Here is a 14,433-nt window from a genome sequence, read left to right as displayed (position 1 = left end):
GGTTTGAAGACAAGCCGGACGGCAGAATAAACGGGACGGGATAACAGAACACATGTTTTCAGCAGACCGGCGGGACACCAGTACGCCCCTGTCTTTCCCCACTCTGGCGCGATTGGTTCTCTTCACCCTGGCGGCAATCCTCTTGAACGTTTCTTCAGCCCTGGCTGATGACGAGAATGGGGATGAGGACTGGTACGAGGTTCGCCTGTTCGGCTACGTAGAGCCGATTGTCCTGGTGGAGGGCAATATCCGAATGCAGGCGCGTCTGGATACCGGAGCCGAAACGACCTCGTTGCACGCCACGAACATCGAAACCTTCGAAAAGGACGATGAAGAGTGGGTACGTTTTACCACCGAGGGGGACGACGGCAAGAACGCGGAGTACGAGAGAGAGATCGTACATACCGTGCAGATTGTCGGGGAGGAAAACTCCCGTCCGGTCATCATGATGGATATCTGTCTGGGTAACCTGCAGAAGACTCTGGAAGTCAACCTGAACGATCGTACCGAACTGACCTATTCGGCCCTGATCGGCCGCAATTTCATGCAGCCCGGAATCCTCGTGAATGGCAGCGAGAAGAACACGAGCACCCCGGACTGTGATCTTGCGGTGCCCGAGTGAGACGCCTCCACCTCTATCTGCTGGTCCTGCTGCTTACAGTTACCGGGCTGGGCATTTTTGCCTGGAAAGCCGAGGTTCTCGATTTTCCCATCCTGCCCTCGCAGAGAGCTGACTCCTGGAGGTTCGAAATACGCGCTGACCTGCAGCTGGATGGCGAGCCGGCGATCTTCTCGACCTATGTGCCGCAGACCCAGGGGAGTTTCGGCGTTACGGACGAGACCTACCTTTCCAGCGGCTTCGGCCTGACGCGGACCACGGATGATCTCGGCAATGAGCTGGCTGTCTGGTCGGTGCGCGATCGAACAGGTCCGGCGACCCTGATCTATCAGGCCGATATCTACCGCTTCTCGAGCGACATGGCTTCGGACGGACCCAAGGAGCTCAGTCCCGTCCTCGAGATCGGAACGGAGGAATTGTCGGGAACGGAGCGCGTTGCGCTGGAACAGTTTGTCGAAAACCTGGAGCAGGGCTCGGCCGATACGGAAACCTTCGTGGCCCAGTTGGTAAGCCGGTTGAACGCGGAAAACCCCCGCGATTACGAGGTCCTTCTGTTCGGCAGCGACGGCCCCTCTCCGCAGCGACGAGCCGAGGTGGCGCAAAAGGCACTGCGCATGTACGACGTCCCGGCCCGGGCCGTGCATGGTGTGGAACTCGGAGATATCGATCGCGAAGCCGAGCTCTATCACTGGATCGAGATCCTGATGGACGGGCAGTGGCAGGCCTATTCGCTCGAGGGGCAGGATGCGACGATGCCGGAGAACCTGCTACCGCTCTGGCGCGGTATCACGCCCCAGATGCAGCTCAGCGGGGCCGAATTGAGTGACATGACGCTGTCCTATGCCGCACAGTCCCGGCCGCGCATTTCACTGGCCAACCTCAATACCGAACTGCAGAACAGCTTCGTCGGCAAACTGACTTTCTATCAGCTGCCTGTGGACACCCAGGCGGTTTATCGAGTGCTGATGCTGGTGCCGCTGGGGGCCTTGGTGATCGTGATCCTGCGCCAGGTAGTGGGGCTCAAGACCTTCGGGACCTTCATGCCTGTGCTGATCGCGCTGGCCTTCCGGGAAACGCAACTGGTCACCGGCCTGCTGATGTTCTCTGGCCTGGTGGCGGTGGGCCTGTTCTTCCGCTTCTACTTCGAGCGCCTGAAACTGCTGTTTGTGCCGCGCCTGTCGGCCGTGCTGACCATTGTGATCCTGATCATGGCGGTGGCCAGCACCCTGCTGGAAACCGTGCGGCTGGGCATGGGACTGTCCATTGCCCTCTTTCCCATCGTCATCCTGGCCATGATCATCGAGCGCATGTCCATCGTCTGGGAAGAGTACGGGCCCGTCGAGAGCATAAAGGAAGGCCTGGGGAGCGCCCTGGCCGCCGTTGCCGCCTATTTCGTGATGAACATCTGGGAGGTAGAGCACCTGTTGTTCACCTTCCCCGAACTGCTGCTGGTGATTCTCGCACTCATGCTGCTGTTCGGGCGCTATACGGGCTATCGTGTGATCGAGCTCTACCGCTTTCGCAGCCTGATGAAGCAGAAATCACGATGATCGGAATGGTCAAACGCATGAAGCGCGCGGGGCTGCTGGGCATCAATGCTCGCAATGCCTCCTATCAGATGCTGCTCAACGATCGACGTCGTTACCCGCTGGTCGACGACAAGGTGAAGACCAAGCGGCTTGCGGAAGAGGCAGGGCTGGCGGTTCCCGAACTTTACGCGGTCGTGGCCGCGCACTGGCAGGTGAAACGCTTCGAACAGCTTCTGCAGGGGCGCGAGCGTTTTGTCATCAAGCCGTCCCAGGGATCACAGGGAAACGGCATCATGGTGATCGATTCCCGCATGCACTACGGCTGGCGCAAGGCGGACGGGACGATGATCACGGATGACGACCTGCACTACCATCTGGTCAATATTCTCAGCGGTATGTACAGCTTGGCGGGACAGCCCGACGAAGCGATGGTCGAATACCGCGTGGACTTCGATTCCGTCTTCGATCAGGTGACCTATCAGGGCGTCCCCGATCTGCGGGTCATTGTCTATCGGGGCGTCCCCTGCATGGCGATGCTGCGACTGCCAACCCGGGCCTCGGACGGCAAGGCCAACCTGCACAAGGGGGGTGTAGGGGTCGGCGTCGACCTGGCGACCGGCGTGACCTGCGGCGGCATGCTCTATGACAGGCCCATTACCCTGCATCCCGACACGGGTCACACACTGGAGGGGCTCCAGGTGCCAGGATGGCAGAACATACTGCGGCTTTCGGCGCGCTGTGCGGATCTGACCGGTTTCGGCTATCTGGGGGTCGATGTGGTGCTGGACCGCAAGCGCGGTCCCTTGATCCTGGAGCTCAATGCTCGCCCCGGCCTGGCCATCCAGATTGCCAACAGGACCGGGCTGTGCGTGCCCTTTGCCCGGATTGACGACATGCAGCCGAATTCCTCCAGCCTGGAGGATCGGCTGCAGATGGCCCGTCAACTCCAGCCGGATGCGGCCCTGGCCGGGGCGTCAGCCTGAGGCTTCGGTCACGATCCGGCTCATGGGAATATCGAAGTCCTGGGGGTCTATGGACTCCAGGTGTCCCAGAGTGTACCCGATCCCGATGGCCAGGGGCTTCCGGGTGTACTGGGCCAGTGTCCGATCGTAATAGCCGCCGCCGTATCCGAGACGGTATCCCTCGTTGTCATAGCCGACGAGCGGCACCAGAAGGATGTCCGGCCGGACCGAGTCACGTTCTTTGGGGATCGGGATGTCCCAGATCCCGCGACCCAGCGGGTCGCCTGGTTTCCAGCTCCAGAACTCAAGCGGAGACGCCTTTTCCACCACGACCGGCAGGGCCAGCTGTGCCCCCTGTGCCTGCAGGCGCTCCAGAAGGGGGTGGACATTGAATTCGCCCCTGAAGGGCCAGTAGGCGCCTACCGTATGGCCCGACACATTGCCGAGGATCTCCACAAGCTGGCGCTCGATTGCTTCGCCGTAGCGGCGCCGTGTCTCGCGGTCCAGGGCAGTGCGCGCTGCCAGCAGTTCGCGTCGCTTTTCCTTGCGCCAGGCCTGGAGCTCCTTGCCGTCCATCGAGTGCCTCCGGATTCGTGCTTCTGTTCCGCGATCTTGGGGACAAGGCTGCCCCCGGCGTTCTACCGGCACGCGTCCGGAAACGCCGTGGAGGACAGCGTAAGCGACGAAAGAAAAAACGGTAGTTATGTGTTAATTATGAAATTGTCCAGTTAACTCTTGCAGGAAAATGCGAGAAGTGCCATTTCTTTGACTCTCAGCAATTCGCATAAGCCTGCTTATAGGCAAGGAGGTAAGCCATGACCCTTCGTCTCGGCGATACAGCGCCCGACTTCACCCAGGATTCCACCGAAGGCCCGATCAATTTCCATGAATGGGCCGGGGACAGCTGGGTCGTACTCTTTTCTCATCCCAGGGATTTCACGCCGGTCTGCACCACCGAGCTGGGCTATACGGCGAAGCTGGTCCCGGAATTTGCCAAGCGCAACGTGAAGGTCATCGGCCTCAGCGTCGATCCGGTGGACGATCACAAGTCCTGGGCCGGCGACATCCAGGAAACCCAGGGCCAGGGGCTGAACTTCCCCCTGTTGGCAGATTCGGATCGCAAGGTTTCCGACCTCTATGACATGATTCACCCGAACGCCAACGACACCTTGACGGTGCGTTCGGTCTTCATCATCGACCCCAACAAGAAGATCCGCCTGACGCTCACATATCCGGCCTCCACCGGACGGAACTTCGACGAGATCCTGCGCACCATCGATTCCCTGCAGCTGACCGATGGCTACAAGGTGGCCACGCCGGTCAACTGGAAGCACGGCGAGGACGTCATCATCGTCCCCTCGCTCAGCAACGAGGAAGCGCAGAAGCTGTTCCCGCAGGGCTGGGACGAGCAGAAGCCCTATCTGCGCGTGACCAAGCAGCCGAACGCCTGAACGCAAGACGCGATTAGAGGCAAGCAGCGGGGCCGGCCCAACAGCCGGCCCCGTTTTTCGTTCAAGACTATTGTTGCGGAGGTGTCAGGAAGGGGCCGGCCGGCCACTGGGCATCCCAGTCCTCCCAGGCGAGCGTGGCACGGGCGCGGCGGCTGTCCTCGGCCATCTGGTCCTTGAGGTCGTCCAGGCTGTCGAAGGTCATCTCGCCGCGCAGGTAGTCGATCAGCGCCACGCGCATGTTGCGGCCGTAGAGGTCGCCTTCGAAGTCGAACAGGTAGACCTCGAGCAGCGGCTCCTGATAGTTGAACATGGGGCTGAGCCCCAGGTTGGCCACACCGGCCCGCCAGTGCGGCGCGCCCTGGCCTTCCAGGGTGGCACGCACGGCATAGACGCCGTAGGCCGGGCGCAGCATGTCCTTCTTGAGCGCGATGTTGGCGGTGGGAAAGCCGAGCGTGCGTCCGCGGCGGGCACCGGTCTGGACGCGGCCCTCGATCTCCCAGTAGCGGCCGAGCAGCAGGGCGGCCCGTGTGGGGCTGCCCTCGCGCAGGTACTCGCGCACCAGGCTGGAGGAAAAGACCTCCTGCGGCTTGTCGGGGTCCGTCTTGGCCGGTGCACCGGCCAGTCCCATTCCGGTCACCGCGAAGCCGTGCCTGCGGCCCTCACGTTCCAGCAGATCCAGGTCACCTGCACGCCCCTTTCCGAACCGGAAGTTCTCGCCCACCAGCACATGACGGGCGTGCAGCCCCTTTGCCAGGACAGAGGCGATGAAATCCTCGGCGGACAGCGAAGCAAAGGCCTTGTTGAAGCGTTGCACCACCAGGACGTCGACGCCGAGCGCCGCGATCAGCTGGGCCTTCACGCGGAAGGGCGTCAGTAGGAAGGGCGCCTGGTCGGGCTGGAAGTAGCTGCGCGGATGCGGTTCAAAGGTCAGCACGGCGAGGGGGGCTCCGAACTCCTCGGCCAAGCGGCGCCCCTTGGCAATCAGTGCCTGATGTCCACGGTGAATGCCATCGAAGTTGCCGATCACGACAACCGCACCCCGGGCAGCTTCCGGCACGTTCTCGTAATGGCGCAGGATCATCATGACAGGCAGCTGTCCTTCCGCTCAGTCCGATTCGGAGACGAAATGGCCATAGCGGCCGCGCAGATAGACAAGGGGTTCGGCATTGCTTTCCCAATGCAGGCGGCGGACCTCTCCGACGATGATGACGTGATCGCCGCCTTCGTGAACGGCATGACGCGTACATTCGAAGATGGCCAGGCTGCCGGGCAGCAGGGGGCAGCCACCAATGCTGCCGCTGTAATAGTCGACTCCGGCCCAGCGATCGGCCAGCGGCTTCGCAAAGCGCTGTGACAGGGCAGCCTGTTCGCGTCTCAGCAGATTGACCGCGAAATGTTCGGCCTGCTGGAAGATCGGCAGGCTCATGGCACGCAGGGCCAGGCTGAACAGGACCAGCGGGGGTTCCAGGGACACGGAGTTGAAGGAGTTCACGGTAAGCCCGATAGGGGCGCCTTCCGCAGTCGCCGTGGTCACGATGCAGACACCGGTCGCGTAGCTGCCCAGGGCCTCGCGCAGACCTGCGTTGTTGGTGCCGGCGGCGCAGTGGCTCAGCAGGTTCGGCCCAGCGGTTTCCTGCCGCGCGGCGGTGCTGCGTCCGTGCTCCTGGCGTTTTTCTTCGGCTGTGATGGTCCGTTCTCCCTTCGTCGCTGCGGCCGGTTCCGACGCTGGTCGAGGCTGATATTGACGATGCCAGCCGCAATGGCAACCGCAAGGTCAAACTTTGTCGCCGGAAAGAGCCGAAATCGCCGGCCATGGCGGGACAGAACAGCATGCTGTGTGCCGTCTGGCCTCGGGGTCCGGGAGGGGGTTGCATTCATAAGCATATAAAGATATCTTTATGTCCATATTCGAAAGGGAGTTTGGCTTTAGATGGACGAGCTGCTGCAAGGTCTGAGAGCGGTGGCGGAGCCGACACGGCTGCGCATTCTGGCTCTCTGTGCCCGGGCTGAGCTGACCGTCAGTGATCTCGTGGAGATCCTTGGTCAGAGCCAGCCGCGCGTCTCGCGCCATCTCAAGCTGCTGGTTGAGGCGCGCCTTCTGCAGCGTCACCAGGAGGGCAGCTGGGCCTATTATCGCCTGGCGGAAGGACACGGTAACGGAGCTCTTGCGCGCCAGGTGGCGGACCTGCTGCCGGAAAGCGATCCGCAGCATGCCCGGGACCTGGTGCGCCTCCAGTCGGTGCAGGAAAACTGGGCGACCAAGGCGGCGGCCTATTTCCGTCGCAATGCAACCAACTGGTCGCGGCTCAGGGCCCTCCATGCCGATCCGGCCGAGGTGGACGCCGTGCTGAAACGCTTCTTTGAGAAGGAGCCGGCAGGAGATCTGCTCGATATAGCCACAGGCACGGGGCATGTGCTGAAGCTGTTGGGGCCCAACGTGAGCAATGCCGTGGGCATCGATCTGTCCCGCGACATGCTGACCGTCGCCCGGGCCGAGTTGTTCCGCAGCGGCCTGCGCAACTGCCAGGTCCGTCAGGCGGACATGCTGCAGCTGCCCTTCGAGGATGGACGCTTCGATGCGGTCACCCTGCACATGGCGCTTCACTATGCTGGTCACCCCGCCGGTGCGATCGCGGAGGCCGCGCGCGTCCTGCGACCCGGCGGCCGGCTGATCATCGTCGATTTCACGCCCCACAACCGGCATGAGCTGCGTGAGGAGCACGCGCACCGCTGGCTGGGGTTTGGGGACATGACGATCGAGGGCCTGTTCGCGGAGAACGGCCTGGTCGCGGAGTCCCCCAGCCGCCTGCGTGGCGGAGAGATAACCGTATCCGTCTGGCTGGGCCGTCGTCCGGCCAATGATGTTCCTGCAAAGCAGGCAAACGATGCAATAACGAACGGTCAGGAGGCCGTCAGTTCATGACTCTTAAAGTTTCCTTCGAGATTTTCCCGCCTCGCACCGAAAAGTCCGAGGCTTCACTCTACGAGGCGCTGGACCAGCTGGCACCGCTCGAGCCCGAATTCGTATCCATGACGTATGGAGCCGGGGGCAGCAGCCGGGATGTGAACAATCGCATTCTCAAGGAGCTGGGCAAGCGCAAGGACTTCGAGACCGCTGCTCACCTGACCTGTGTGGGGCAGTCGAAGGACGAGATCGACGAGCTCATAGACACCTGGATGGGCTATGGCATCAAGCGGTTTGTCGCGCTGCGCGGCGACATGCCGGAACCGGGGCAGCCCTACAAGCCGCATCCCGAAGGCTACGAGAATACGGCTGATCTGGTCCAAGTCCTGGCCAATCGCGGTGCCAAGGACATCTCTGTCGGCTGCTATCCCGAAGTTCATCCGGACTCGCCTTCGCAGGATGCCGATATCGAGCACCTGAAGAGCAAGGTCGATGCCGGAGCGACACGGGCGATCAGCCAGTTCTTCTTCGATGTCGAGGCCTTCCTGCGGTTCCGCGACAAGGCGGACAAGGCCGGCATCAACGTTCCGCTGGTCCCCGGCGTCCTGCCTGTCCACGACTATCACAAGATGGTGCGCTTCGCGAACATGTGCGGCGCCATCGTTCCGGACTGGGTGGGCCAGCGCTTCGAGGGCCTGGACGACGATCCGGAAACCCGCGGCCAGGTCGGTGCCATCATTGCAGCAGAGCTCTGCACTGCGCTCCAGGCTGAAGGTGTGGACCGCTTCCACTTCTATACGCTGAACCGGGCCCCGCTGACCCATGCGGTGTGCCGTCAGCTGGGACTGCAGCCGCGCCTGGAGGAGGAGGCGGCCTGAAATGCGTTGCCTTCATGACGCCCTGGACAGCCGCGTCCTGCTGACCGACGGGTCTCTGGCCCGCCGGCTGCGTCAGCAGGACCTGGATGTCGATCGGGATCTCTGGGGAGCGGAAGATTGCCTGGAGCTTCTCAATCTGACATGCGCGGGTCTGGTGCGTGACCTTCACGAGGCCTATCTGCGTGCCGGGGCGGATGTGTTGCGCACCCATACGCTGGATGCCTCTCCTCTGTCGCTGGACGCCATCGGCCTGGCCGATCACGCTTTCTATCTCAATCATGCGGCCGCGCAGATTGCCAGCGAGGCCGTGGATGCCGTGCCAGGCCGCGGTCGTCGCCGCTTCGTGCTGGGCCTGGTCCGGGATCAGGGCTGGGACACCACGCCGAAGGAGATCGAGCGTGCCGTCTCGCTGCAGGTGGAAGGCTTGCTGTCGGGCGGGGTCGACGGCATCGTCCTGGACATCACGCCAGGGGTCGGCCGTGCACCGATGTTCCTGAATGGTGCTGCAAGGGCACGAGCGACTGTCGGCGCCAGGGCCCCCATCTTCCTGCAAGGCGGCGTTGACGGGACAGCCTTTTCCGATCACGCTCGCGCCCTGGCTGACGGCGTGATCTTCTATCGCCCCGGCGCGCCCTCGCGCGGACGCTGGCTGCGCCGCGCTATCGACGAAGAGGGGATCAGCCTGCTGGGGGGTGGCGACACTCCCGAAGACACGGCCGAGCTCGATCGCCTGCTGCGTCTGGAAGCGGAAGACAGCCTGCGCCCCCTGAATGCTGCCTTGCGCGCTCGTCTTGGCACGGTGGAGGAGAGCGAGCCACCTTCAAGCCTGATCAGGCCGGATCCCCTTCTGGCCGAGTTGAGCTGACAAAGATACTCCCGAAAGGAGCTGAGTTTTCATGACTACCGGACGTGCGGCCCGTGTGGCCGCTCTACAAAAACTTTCACGCGAACGAATCCTTGTCCTGGATGGTGCCATGGGCACGACGATCCAGGACCAGAAGCTGGAGGATGCGGACTTTATCGGTTCCCGCTTCGCGAACCATTCGAAGGATCTGAAGGGCAACAACGATATCCTGAGCCTGACCCGGCCCGACCTGATCAAGGAGATCTATCTGGGGTATCTGGAGGCCGGTGCCGATATCATCGAGACCAATACCTTCAACGCGAATGCCATCAGCCAGATCGAATACGATTTGTCCGAGCTGGCCTATGAGATGAACAAGGAGAGTGCGCGCCTGGCGCGCGAGGCCGCGGATGAAATGACGAAGAAAACCCCGGACAAGCCGCGCTTCGTAACCGGTGTCCTGGGACCAACCTCGCGCACGGCGTCCATTTCACCGGACGTGAACGATCCAGGGGCGCGCAACGTCACCTATGATGAACTGTACGAAGCCTACTACGAGGCGGCCAAGGCGCTGATCGAGGGGGATGTCGACCTAATCATGGTCGAGACCATCTTCGACACACTGAATGCCCGTGCCGCGCTCTATGCCGTCGACGAGCTGCTGGAGGAACTGGGCGAGGATGTCCCGATCATGGTTTCCGGGACGATCACGGACCTGTCCGGGCGTACGCTCTCGGGCCAGACACCTGAAGCGTTCTGGCATTCCGTACGGCATGTCCGGCCTTTCAGCGTGGGCTTGAATTGCGCCCTGGGGCCGAGCGAACTGCGTGCGCACATCGCGGAACTCTCCCGCGTGGCGGATATACGCATCAGTTCGCACCCCAACGCCGGCCTGCCGAACCAGTTCGGCGAGTACGAGATGACGCCGGAAGAGATGGCCGAGCATATCTCGTCCTGGGCGGAGAATGGCCTGTTGAACATCGTCGGTGGCTGCTGCGGCACCCGCTACGAACACATCGAGGCCATCGCCAAGGCCGTCGAAGGCAAGAAGCCACGCGAACTCCCGGAATTCGATCCGCTGCTGCGGCTTTCCGGCCTCGAACCCTTTACCCTTCCAAGATAAGGAGGCTGTGATACATGACTGAAACAGCCCGTTTCGTAAACATCGGCGAGCGCACAAACGTTGCCGGTTCCTCCAAGTTCAAGCGCCTGATTTCCGAAGGCGATTTCGACACCGCGCTGGATATTGCGCGCGACCAGGTCGAGAACGGCGCCCAGATCCTCGACATCAACATGGACGACGCCATGCTGGATGCCGAAGCCTGCATGGTGAAGTTCCTGAACCTGATTGCGTCCGAGCCCGACATCAGCCGCATTCCGATCATGATCGACTCCTCCAAGTGGTCGGTCATCGAGGCCGGCCTGAAATGTGTCCAGGGCAAGCCGGTGGTAAATTCCATCAGTCTCAAGGAAGGCGAGGAGCCGTTCCTCGAGCAGGCCCGCAAGCTGAAGCGCTACGGTGCCGCCGTGGTGGTCATGGCTTTCGACGACAAGGGTCAGGCCGATACCGAGGACCGTAAGTTCGAGATCTGTGAGCGCTCCTACAAGATCCTGACCGAGAAGATCGGCTTTCCACCCGAGGACATCATCTTCGACCCCAACATCTTCGCGATCGGTACCGGGATCGAGGAGCACGACAACTACGCCGTGGACTTCATCAAGGCCACGCGCCGCATCCGCGAGAACCTGCCTCACGCCCATATATCGGGCGGTGTGTCGAACGTGTCCTTCTCGTTCCGTGGCAACGACGCCGTGCGCGAGGCCATGCATTCGGCCTTTCTCTATCACGCCATCCAGGCCGGCATGGACATGGGGATCGTCAATCCGGGCCAGATCACGGTCTACGAGGACATTCCCGAGGACCTGCGCGATGCGGTCGAGGACGTGATCCTGAACCGTCGTGAGGATGCGACCGAGCGTCTTCTGGAGCTCAGCGACAAGTACACGGAAGGCGGCGAGAAGAAGAAGGCCGATCTGAGCTGGCGCGAGAGCTCGGTGGGCGATCGCCTGACCCATGCGCTGGTGCACGGCATCGCCGACTGGGTCGAGGAAGATACCGAAGAGGCCCGCCAGCAGTTCGACAAGCCGCTCGAAGTCATCGAGGGGCCGCTGATGGACGGTATGAACGTCGTCGGCGACCTGTTCGGCGAAGGCAAGATGTTCCTGCCGCAGGTGGTCAAGAGCGCCCGCGTCATGAAGAAGGCCGTTGCCTATCTGCTGCCCTATATCGAGGCGGAAAAGCAGGGCAAGCAGGAGGCCAAGGGCAAGATCCTGATGGCCACCGTGAAAGGCGACGTGCACGACATCGGCAAGAACATCGTCGGTGTGGTCCTGCAGTGCAACAACTACGAGGTGCTCGACCTGGGCGTCATGGTGCCCAGCGCGAAGATCCTCGAGACCGCGAAGCAGGAGAATGTCGACATCATCGGGCTGTCCGGCCTGATCACGCCGAGCCTGGAGGAGATGAGCTATATCTCCGCGGAGATGGAGCGCCAGGGATTCGAGTTGCCCCTGCTGATCGGCGGGGCGACCACCAGCCGGGTGCACACCGCGGTGAAGATCGACCCCCATTACAGCGGGCCCGTGGTCCACGTGCTGGATGCCTCCCGCGCCGTGGGCGTGGCCAGCAAGCTGATGTCCGAGACGCAGAAGGACGACTATGTCGCCCAGATACGTGAGGAATATCGGGAGGTTGCCGAGAAGCACGAGAAGAAGGGCGCCGGGCGCAAGCAGGTGGCCATCGAGGACGCGCGCGCCAACAGGCTGCAGCTCGACTGGCAGAATTACACGCCGCCGCGTCCGGGACAGCTGGGACTCATGACCTTCGACAACTATGACCTGGAGGAACTGAGCCAGTACATCGACTGGACGCCCTTCTTCGCCACCTGGGAGCTTTCCGGACGCTATCCGGCCATCCTGGAGGACGAGAAGGTCGGCGAGACAGCGCGCAGCCTCTTCAAAGACGCCCAGGAGATGCTGAAGCGGATCATCGACGAGAAGTGGTTCCGTCCGCGTGCCGTCATCGGTTTCTGGGCGGCCAACTCGGTGGGCGACGATATCGAGCTCTACACCGAGGAGAACCGTGAGGAGGTATTGAGCTACATCCACACCCTGCGTCAGCAGATGGATCGCAGCGGCAAGAATCGTCCGCACCTGGCGCTGGCCGACTACATCGCGCCCAAGGACAGTGGTGTGGAGGATTACTTCGGTGCGTTTGCCGTCACGACGGGCGCCGAGGTGGAGAAAATCTCCACGGAGCTCAAGAACAACAACGACGACTACAATGCCATCCTGGTCCAGGCATTGGGCGATCGGCTCGCCGAAGCCTTTGCCGAGCACATGCATGCGCGCGTGCGCAAGGAGTTCTGGGGCTATGCGCCCGATGAGAAGCTCAGCAACGAGGACCTCATCGCCGAGAAGTACCAGGGTATCCGTCCGGCACCCGGATATCCGGCCTGTCCGGACCATACAGAAAAGCCGGAACTCTTCAGGCTCCTGGAGGCCACCGAGCGGACCGGGATCGAACTGACCGAAGGCTGTGCCATGTGGCCAGCGTCCTCGGTCAGCGGCTATTATTTCGCTCACCCGGACGTGGCTTATTTCGGTGTGTCCAAGATCGAGGAGGATCAGGTCAGGGACTATGCCAAGCGCAAGGGCATGTCTCTTGAAGAGGCCGAGCGCTGGCTGGCGCCGAACCTGGCCTATGATCCGGCTCAGCGGAAGAAAAAAGAGGCGGCCTGAACCGCCCCTTTATTCCGACTCCCTCGGAAAACCTTAAGCGCCGTTCTTGCGTTCTTCAATGGCTGCGAGAACGGCGCGTTTTTCGTCTGCCGTCAGGATCGCCCAGTCGCGTATCTCGTCGATCGTCCGCAGGCAGCCGATGCACTGGCGGTTTGAACTGTCCATCTGGCAGACCGCGATGCACGGCGAGGGCACGGAGGTATCCATTACCGCTCCCCGGCGTTCCTCCCGCCGGCGCCTGCGCTCGGAGCGGCCCATTCCCGGACCGTCGGTGCTGCCCTGCGATGTCATGAGCAGGCTCCCTCAGGCCGTTTCCTGTTCGCTGCGCTGGGATCCGCGATCCAGATGATAGGCCAGCGAAGCTTCCAGAAAATCGTCCAGGTCGCCGTCCAGGACGCCCTGGGCATTCCCCTTTTCCACCCCGGTGCGCAGGTCCTTGATCATCTGATAGGGCTGCAGCACGTAGGAGCGGATCTGATGGCCCCAGCCGATGTCGGTCTTGGTGGCCGCTTCCGCCTCGGCCGCTTCCTCGCGCTTGCGCAACTCGTGCTCGTATAGACGCGCGCGGAGCATGCTCATGGCCGTGGCCCGGTTCTTGTGCTGCGAGCGATCGTTCTGACACTGCACCACAATGCCTGTCGGAAGGTGGGTCATGCGCACGGCTGAATCGGTCTTGTTGACGTGCTGTCCGCCGGCGCCCGAGGCACGGTAGGTATCCACGCGGAGATCCTTGTCCAGGATCTCGATCTCTATCGTGTCATCGATGACCGGGTAGACCCAGACACTGGCGAATGACGTGTGTCGACGCGCCTGGCTGTCGAAGGGCGAGATTCGCACCAGGCGGTGGACCCCGGCTTCCGTTTTCAGCCAGCCGAAGGCGTTGGGGCCGCGGATGACCATCGTGGCCGACTTCAGGCCCGCCTCTTCACCTTCGCTTTCCTCGACCCATTCGATCTTGTAGCCCTTGGCTTCGGCCCAGCGGGTGTACATGCGCACCAGCATCTGCGCCCAGTCCTGGGCCTCGGTGCCGCCTGCCCCGGCATTCACCTCAAGATAGCAGTCGTTGGCATCGGCCTCGCCCGACAGCAGGCTCTCGGTCTCCTGCTTGTCCGTTTCGGCCTTGATCTGGACCAGTTGCTCGTGGGCTTCCTTGATGCTGTCCTCGTCCTCCTCGGTCGCGCCGAGCTCATAGAGGGTCAGTGCATCGTCGATCCGCTGTTCGAGGCCGCGCACCCGCTCGATCTTGTCTTCCAGGTTGCTGCGTTCGCGCATCAGCTTCTGGGCTTCGTGGGGATCGTCCCAGATCTGGGGATCCTCGGCCAGAGCGTTCAGCTCCTCCAGGCGCTTGAGTGCATTATCCCAGTCAAAGATGCCTCCTCAGCAGGGTCAACGACTGACGAATCTCGTCGACCACCGCTTGCGTTTCCGCGCGCATTGGCAGCTA

At 62.2% G+C, this 14,433-nt stretch carries 14 protein-coding genes; 9 read left to right on the top strand and 5 right to left on the bottom strand.

From position 1 onward, the window contains the following. The first annotated feature begins 52 nt into the window (after positions 1–52). The 3 genes from ACFOW6_RS01260 to ACFOW6_RS01250 are packed head-to-tail and all read left to right on the top strand — an operon-like array spanning position 53 to position 3,131. A complete protein-coding gene (locus ACFOW6_RS01260; protein WP_382420339.1) occupies positions 53–622 on the top strand; it encodes an ATP-dependent zinc protease family protein in 570 nt (189 codons plus the stop codon). Beyond that, entirely contained in the window at positions 619–2,169 is a 1,551-nt protein-coding gene (locus ACFOW6_RS01255) for a UUP1 family membrane protein (RefSeq protein WP_382420337.1), read from the top strand. Before ACFOW6_RS01260 ends, ACFOW6_RS01255 begins: the two co-directional genes overlap by 4 nt. Continuing rightward, the gene (locus ACFOW6_RS01250) at positions 2,166–3,131 is read left to right on the top strand and encodes an alpha-L-glutamate ligase-like protein (RefSeq protein WP_382420335.1); all 966 of its coding nucleotides are present in this window, start codon (positions 2,166–2,168) and stop codon (positions 3,129–3,131) included. Before ACFOW6_RS01255 ends, ACFOW6_RS01250 begins: the two co-directional genes overlap by 4 nt. Here the strand turns inward: ACFOW6_RS01250 and ACFOW6_RS01245 are convergent. Beyond that, positions 3,123–3,686 (bottom strand): 5-formyltetrahydrofolate cyclo-ligase, encoded by a 564-nt coding sequence (locus ACFOW6_RS01245; RefSeq protein ID WP_382420333.1) that lies wholly within the window; start codon positions 3,684–3,686, stop codon positions 3,123–3,125. The genes ACFOW6_RS01250 and ACFOW6_RS01245 overlap by 9 nt on opposite strands. Positions 3,687–3,925: 239 nt before the next feature. Between ACFOW6_RS01245 and ACFOW6_RS01240 the strand changes: the two genes are divergently transcribed. Beyond that, positions 3,926–4,561, top strand: a complete 636-nt coding sequence (locus tag ACFOW6_RS01240; RefSeq protein WP_382420331.1) for a peroxiredoxin — start codon at positions 3,926–3,928, stop codon at positions 4,559–4,561. A 67-nt stretch (positions 4,562–4,628) separates the two neighbouring features. Here ACFOW6_RS01240 and ACFOW6_RS01235 read toward each other — a convergent pair whose 3' ends face one another. Both ACFOW6_RS01235 and ACFOW6_RS01230 read right to left on the bottom strand, forming a co-directional pair. Continuing rightward, complete coding sequence (locus tag ACFOW6_RS01235) at positions 4,629–5,645, bottom strand: bifunctional riboflavin kinase/FAD synthetase (RefSeq protein ID WP_382420329.1); 1,017 nt, start codon at positions 5,643–5,645, stop codon at positions 4,629–4,631. A 21-nt stretch (positions 5,646–5,666) separates the two neighbouring features. Then, positions 5,667–6,125, bottom strand: coding sequence for a flavin reductase family protein (locus ACFOW6_RS01230; protein WP_382421000.1), 459 nt, complete (start codon positions 6,123–6,125; stop codon positions 5,667–5,669). 366 nt (positions 6,126–6,491) lie between these two features. On the opposite strand from ACFOW6_RS01230, the gene ACFOW6_RS01225 reads away from it, so the two are divergent. From ACFOW6_RS01225 to metH, 5 genes are read left to right on the top strand one after another with little or no spacing between them, the layout of a single operon-like run. After that, entirely contained in the window at positions 6,492–7,484 is a 993-nt protein-coding gene (locus tag ACFOW6_RS01225; RefSeq protein WP_382420327.1) for an ArsR/SmtB family transcription factor, read from the top strand. Next, positions 7,481–8,344 (top strand): methylenetetrahydrofolate reductase [NAD(P)H], encoded by an 864-nt coding sequence (gene metF, locus ACFOW6_RS01220; RefSeq protein ID WP_382420325.1) that lies wholly within the window; start codon positions 7,481–7,483, stop codon positions 8,342–8,344. The genes ACFOW6_RS01225 and metF overlap by 4 nt, the downstream gene beginning before the upstream one ends. 1 nt (position 8,345) lies before the next feature. Further along, positions 8,346–9,209: a homocysteine S-methyltransferase family protein gene (locus ACFOW6_RS01215; RefSeq protein ID WP_382420323.1), complete on the top strand. Its 864-nt coding sequence runs from the start codon at positions 8,346–8,348 to the stop codon at positions 9,207–9,209. Positions 9,210–9,240: 31 nt separating this feature from the next. Further along, positions 9,241–10,311, top strand: a complete 1,071-nt coding sequence (locus tag ACFOW6_RS01210; protein WP_382420321.1) for a homocysteine S-methyltransferase family protein — start codon at positions 9,241–9,243, stop codon at positions 10,309–10,311. A gap of 14 nt (positions 10,312–10,325) precedes the next feature. Continuing rightward, complete coding sequence (gene metH / locus ACFOW6_RS01205; RefSeq protein WP_382420319.1) at positions 10,326–12,989, top strand: methionine synthase; 2,664 nt, start codon at positions 10,326–10,328, stop codon at positions 12,987–12,989. Between the two features lie 33 nt (positions 12,990–13,022). On the opposite strand, the gene ACFOW6_RS01200 is transcribed toward metH, so the two are convergent. Together ACFOW6_RS01200 and prfB are read right to left on the bottom strand one after the other, a co-directional pair. Then, entirely contained in the window at positions 13,023–13,280 is a 258-nt protein-coding gene (locus ACFOW6_RS01200) for a DUF1289 domain-containing protein (protein ID WP_382420317.1), read from the bottom strand. Positions 13,281–13,292: 12 nt separating this feature from the next. Further along, positions 13,293–14,424 (bottom strand): peptide chain release factor 2 gene (gene prfB / locus ACFOW6_RS01195; protein ID WP_382420315.1). Its coding sequence is split into 2 segments (ribosomal slippage): positions 13,293–14,354 and positions 14,356–14,424, totalling 1,131 coding nucleotides; the frame shifts between segments, so codons are not numbered across the junction. Positions 14,425–14,433 lie beyond the last annotated feature (9 nt).

Origin of the sequence: Fodinicurvata halophila (assembly GCF_042651425.1) — a bacterium.
Taxonomy (GTDB): domain Bacteria; phylum Pseudomonadota; class Alphaproteobacteria; order Kiloniellales; family DSM-21159; genus Fodinicurvata; species Fodinicurvata halophila.
This window is presented reverse-complemented; position numbering and strand designations above follow the sequence as displayed.

Excerpts from the sequence above, each read along its gene's own strand:
- ACFOW6_RS01215 (WP_382420323.1), top strand. The coding sequence starts at position 8,346 with ATGCGTTGCCTTCATGACGCCCTGGACAGCCGCGTCCTGCTGACCGAC.
- metF (WP_382420325.1), top strand. The coding sequence starts at position 7,481 with ATGACTCTTAAAGTTTCCTTCGAGATTTTCCCGCCTCGCACCGAAAAG.
- ACFOW6_RS01235 (WP_382420329.1), bottom strand. The coding sequence starts at position 5,645 with ATGATGATCCTGCGCCATTACGAGAACGTGCCGGAAGCTGCCCGGGGT.
- ACFOW6_RS01250 (WP_382420335.1), top strand. The coding sequence starts at position 2,166 with ATGATCGGAATGGTCAAACGCATGAAGCGCGCGGGGCTGCTGGGCATC.
- ACFOW6_RS01240 (WP_382420331.1), top strand. The coding sequence starts at position 3,926 with ATGACCCTTCGTCTCGGCGATACAGCGCCCGACTTCACCCAGGATTCC.
- ACFOW6_RS01210 (WP_382420321.1), top strand. The coding sequence starts at position 9,241 with ATGACTACCGGACGTGCGGCCCGTGTGGCCGCTCTACAAAAACTTTCA.
- metH (WP_382420319.1), top strand. The coding sequence starts at position 10,326 with ATGACTGAAACAGCCCGTTTCGTAAACATCGGCGAGCGCACAAACGTT.
- ACFOW6_RS01200 (WP_382420317.1), bottom strand. The coding sequence starts at position 13,280 with ATGACATCGCAGGGCAGCACCGACGGTCCGGGAATGGGCCGCTCCGAG.
- ACFOW6_RS01245 (WP_382420333.1), bottom strand. The coding sequence starts at position 3,686 with ATGGACGGCAAGGAGCTCCAGGCCTGGCGCAAGGAAAAGCGACGCGAA.
- ACFOW6_RS01260 (WP_382420339.1), top strand. The coding sequence starts at position 53 with ATGTTTTCAGCAGACCGGCGGGACACCAGTACGCCCCTGTCTTTCCCC.
- ACFOW6_RS01225 (WP_382420327.1), top strand. The coding sequence starts at position 6,492 with ATGGACGAGCTGCTGCAAGGTCTGAGAGCGGTGGCGGAGCCGACACGG.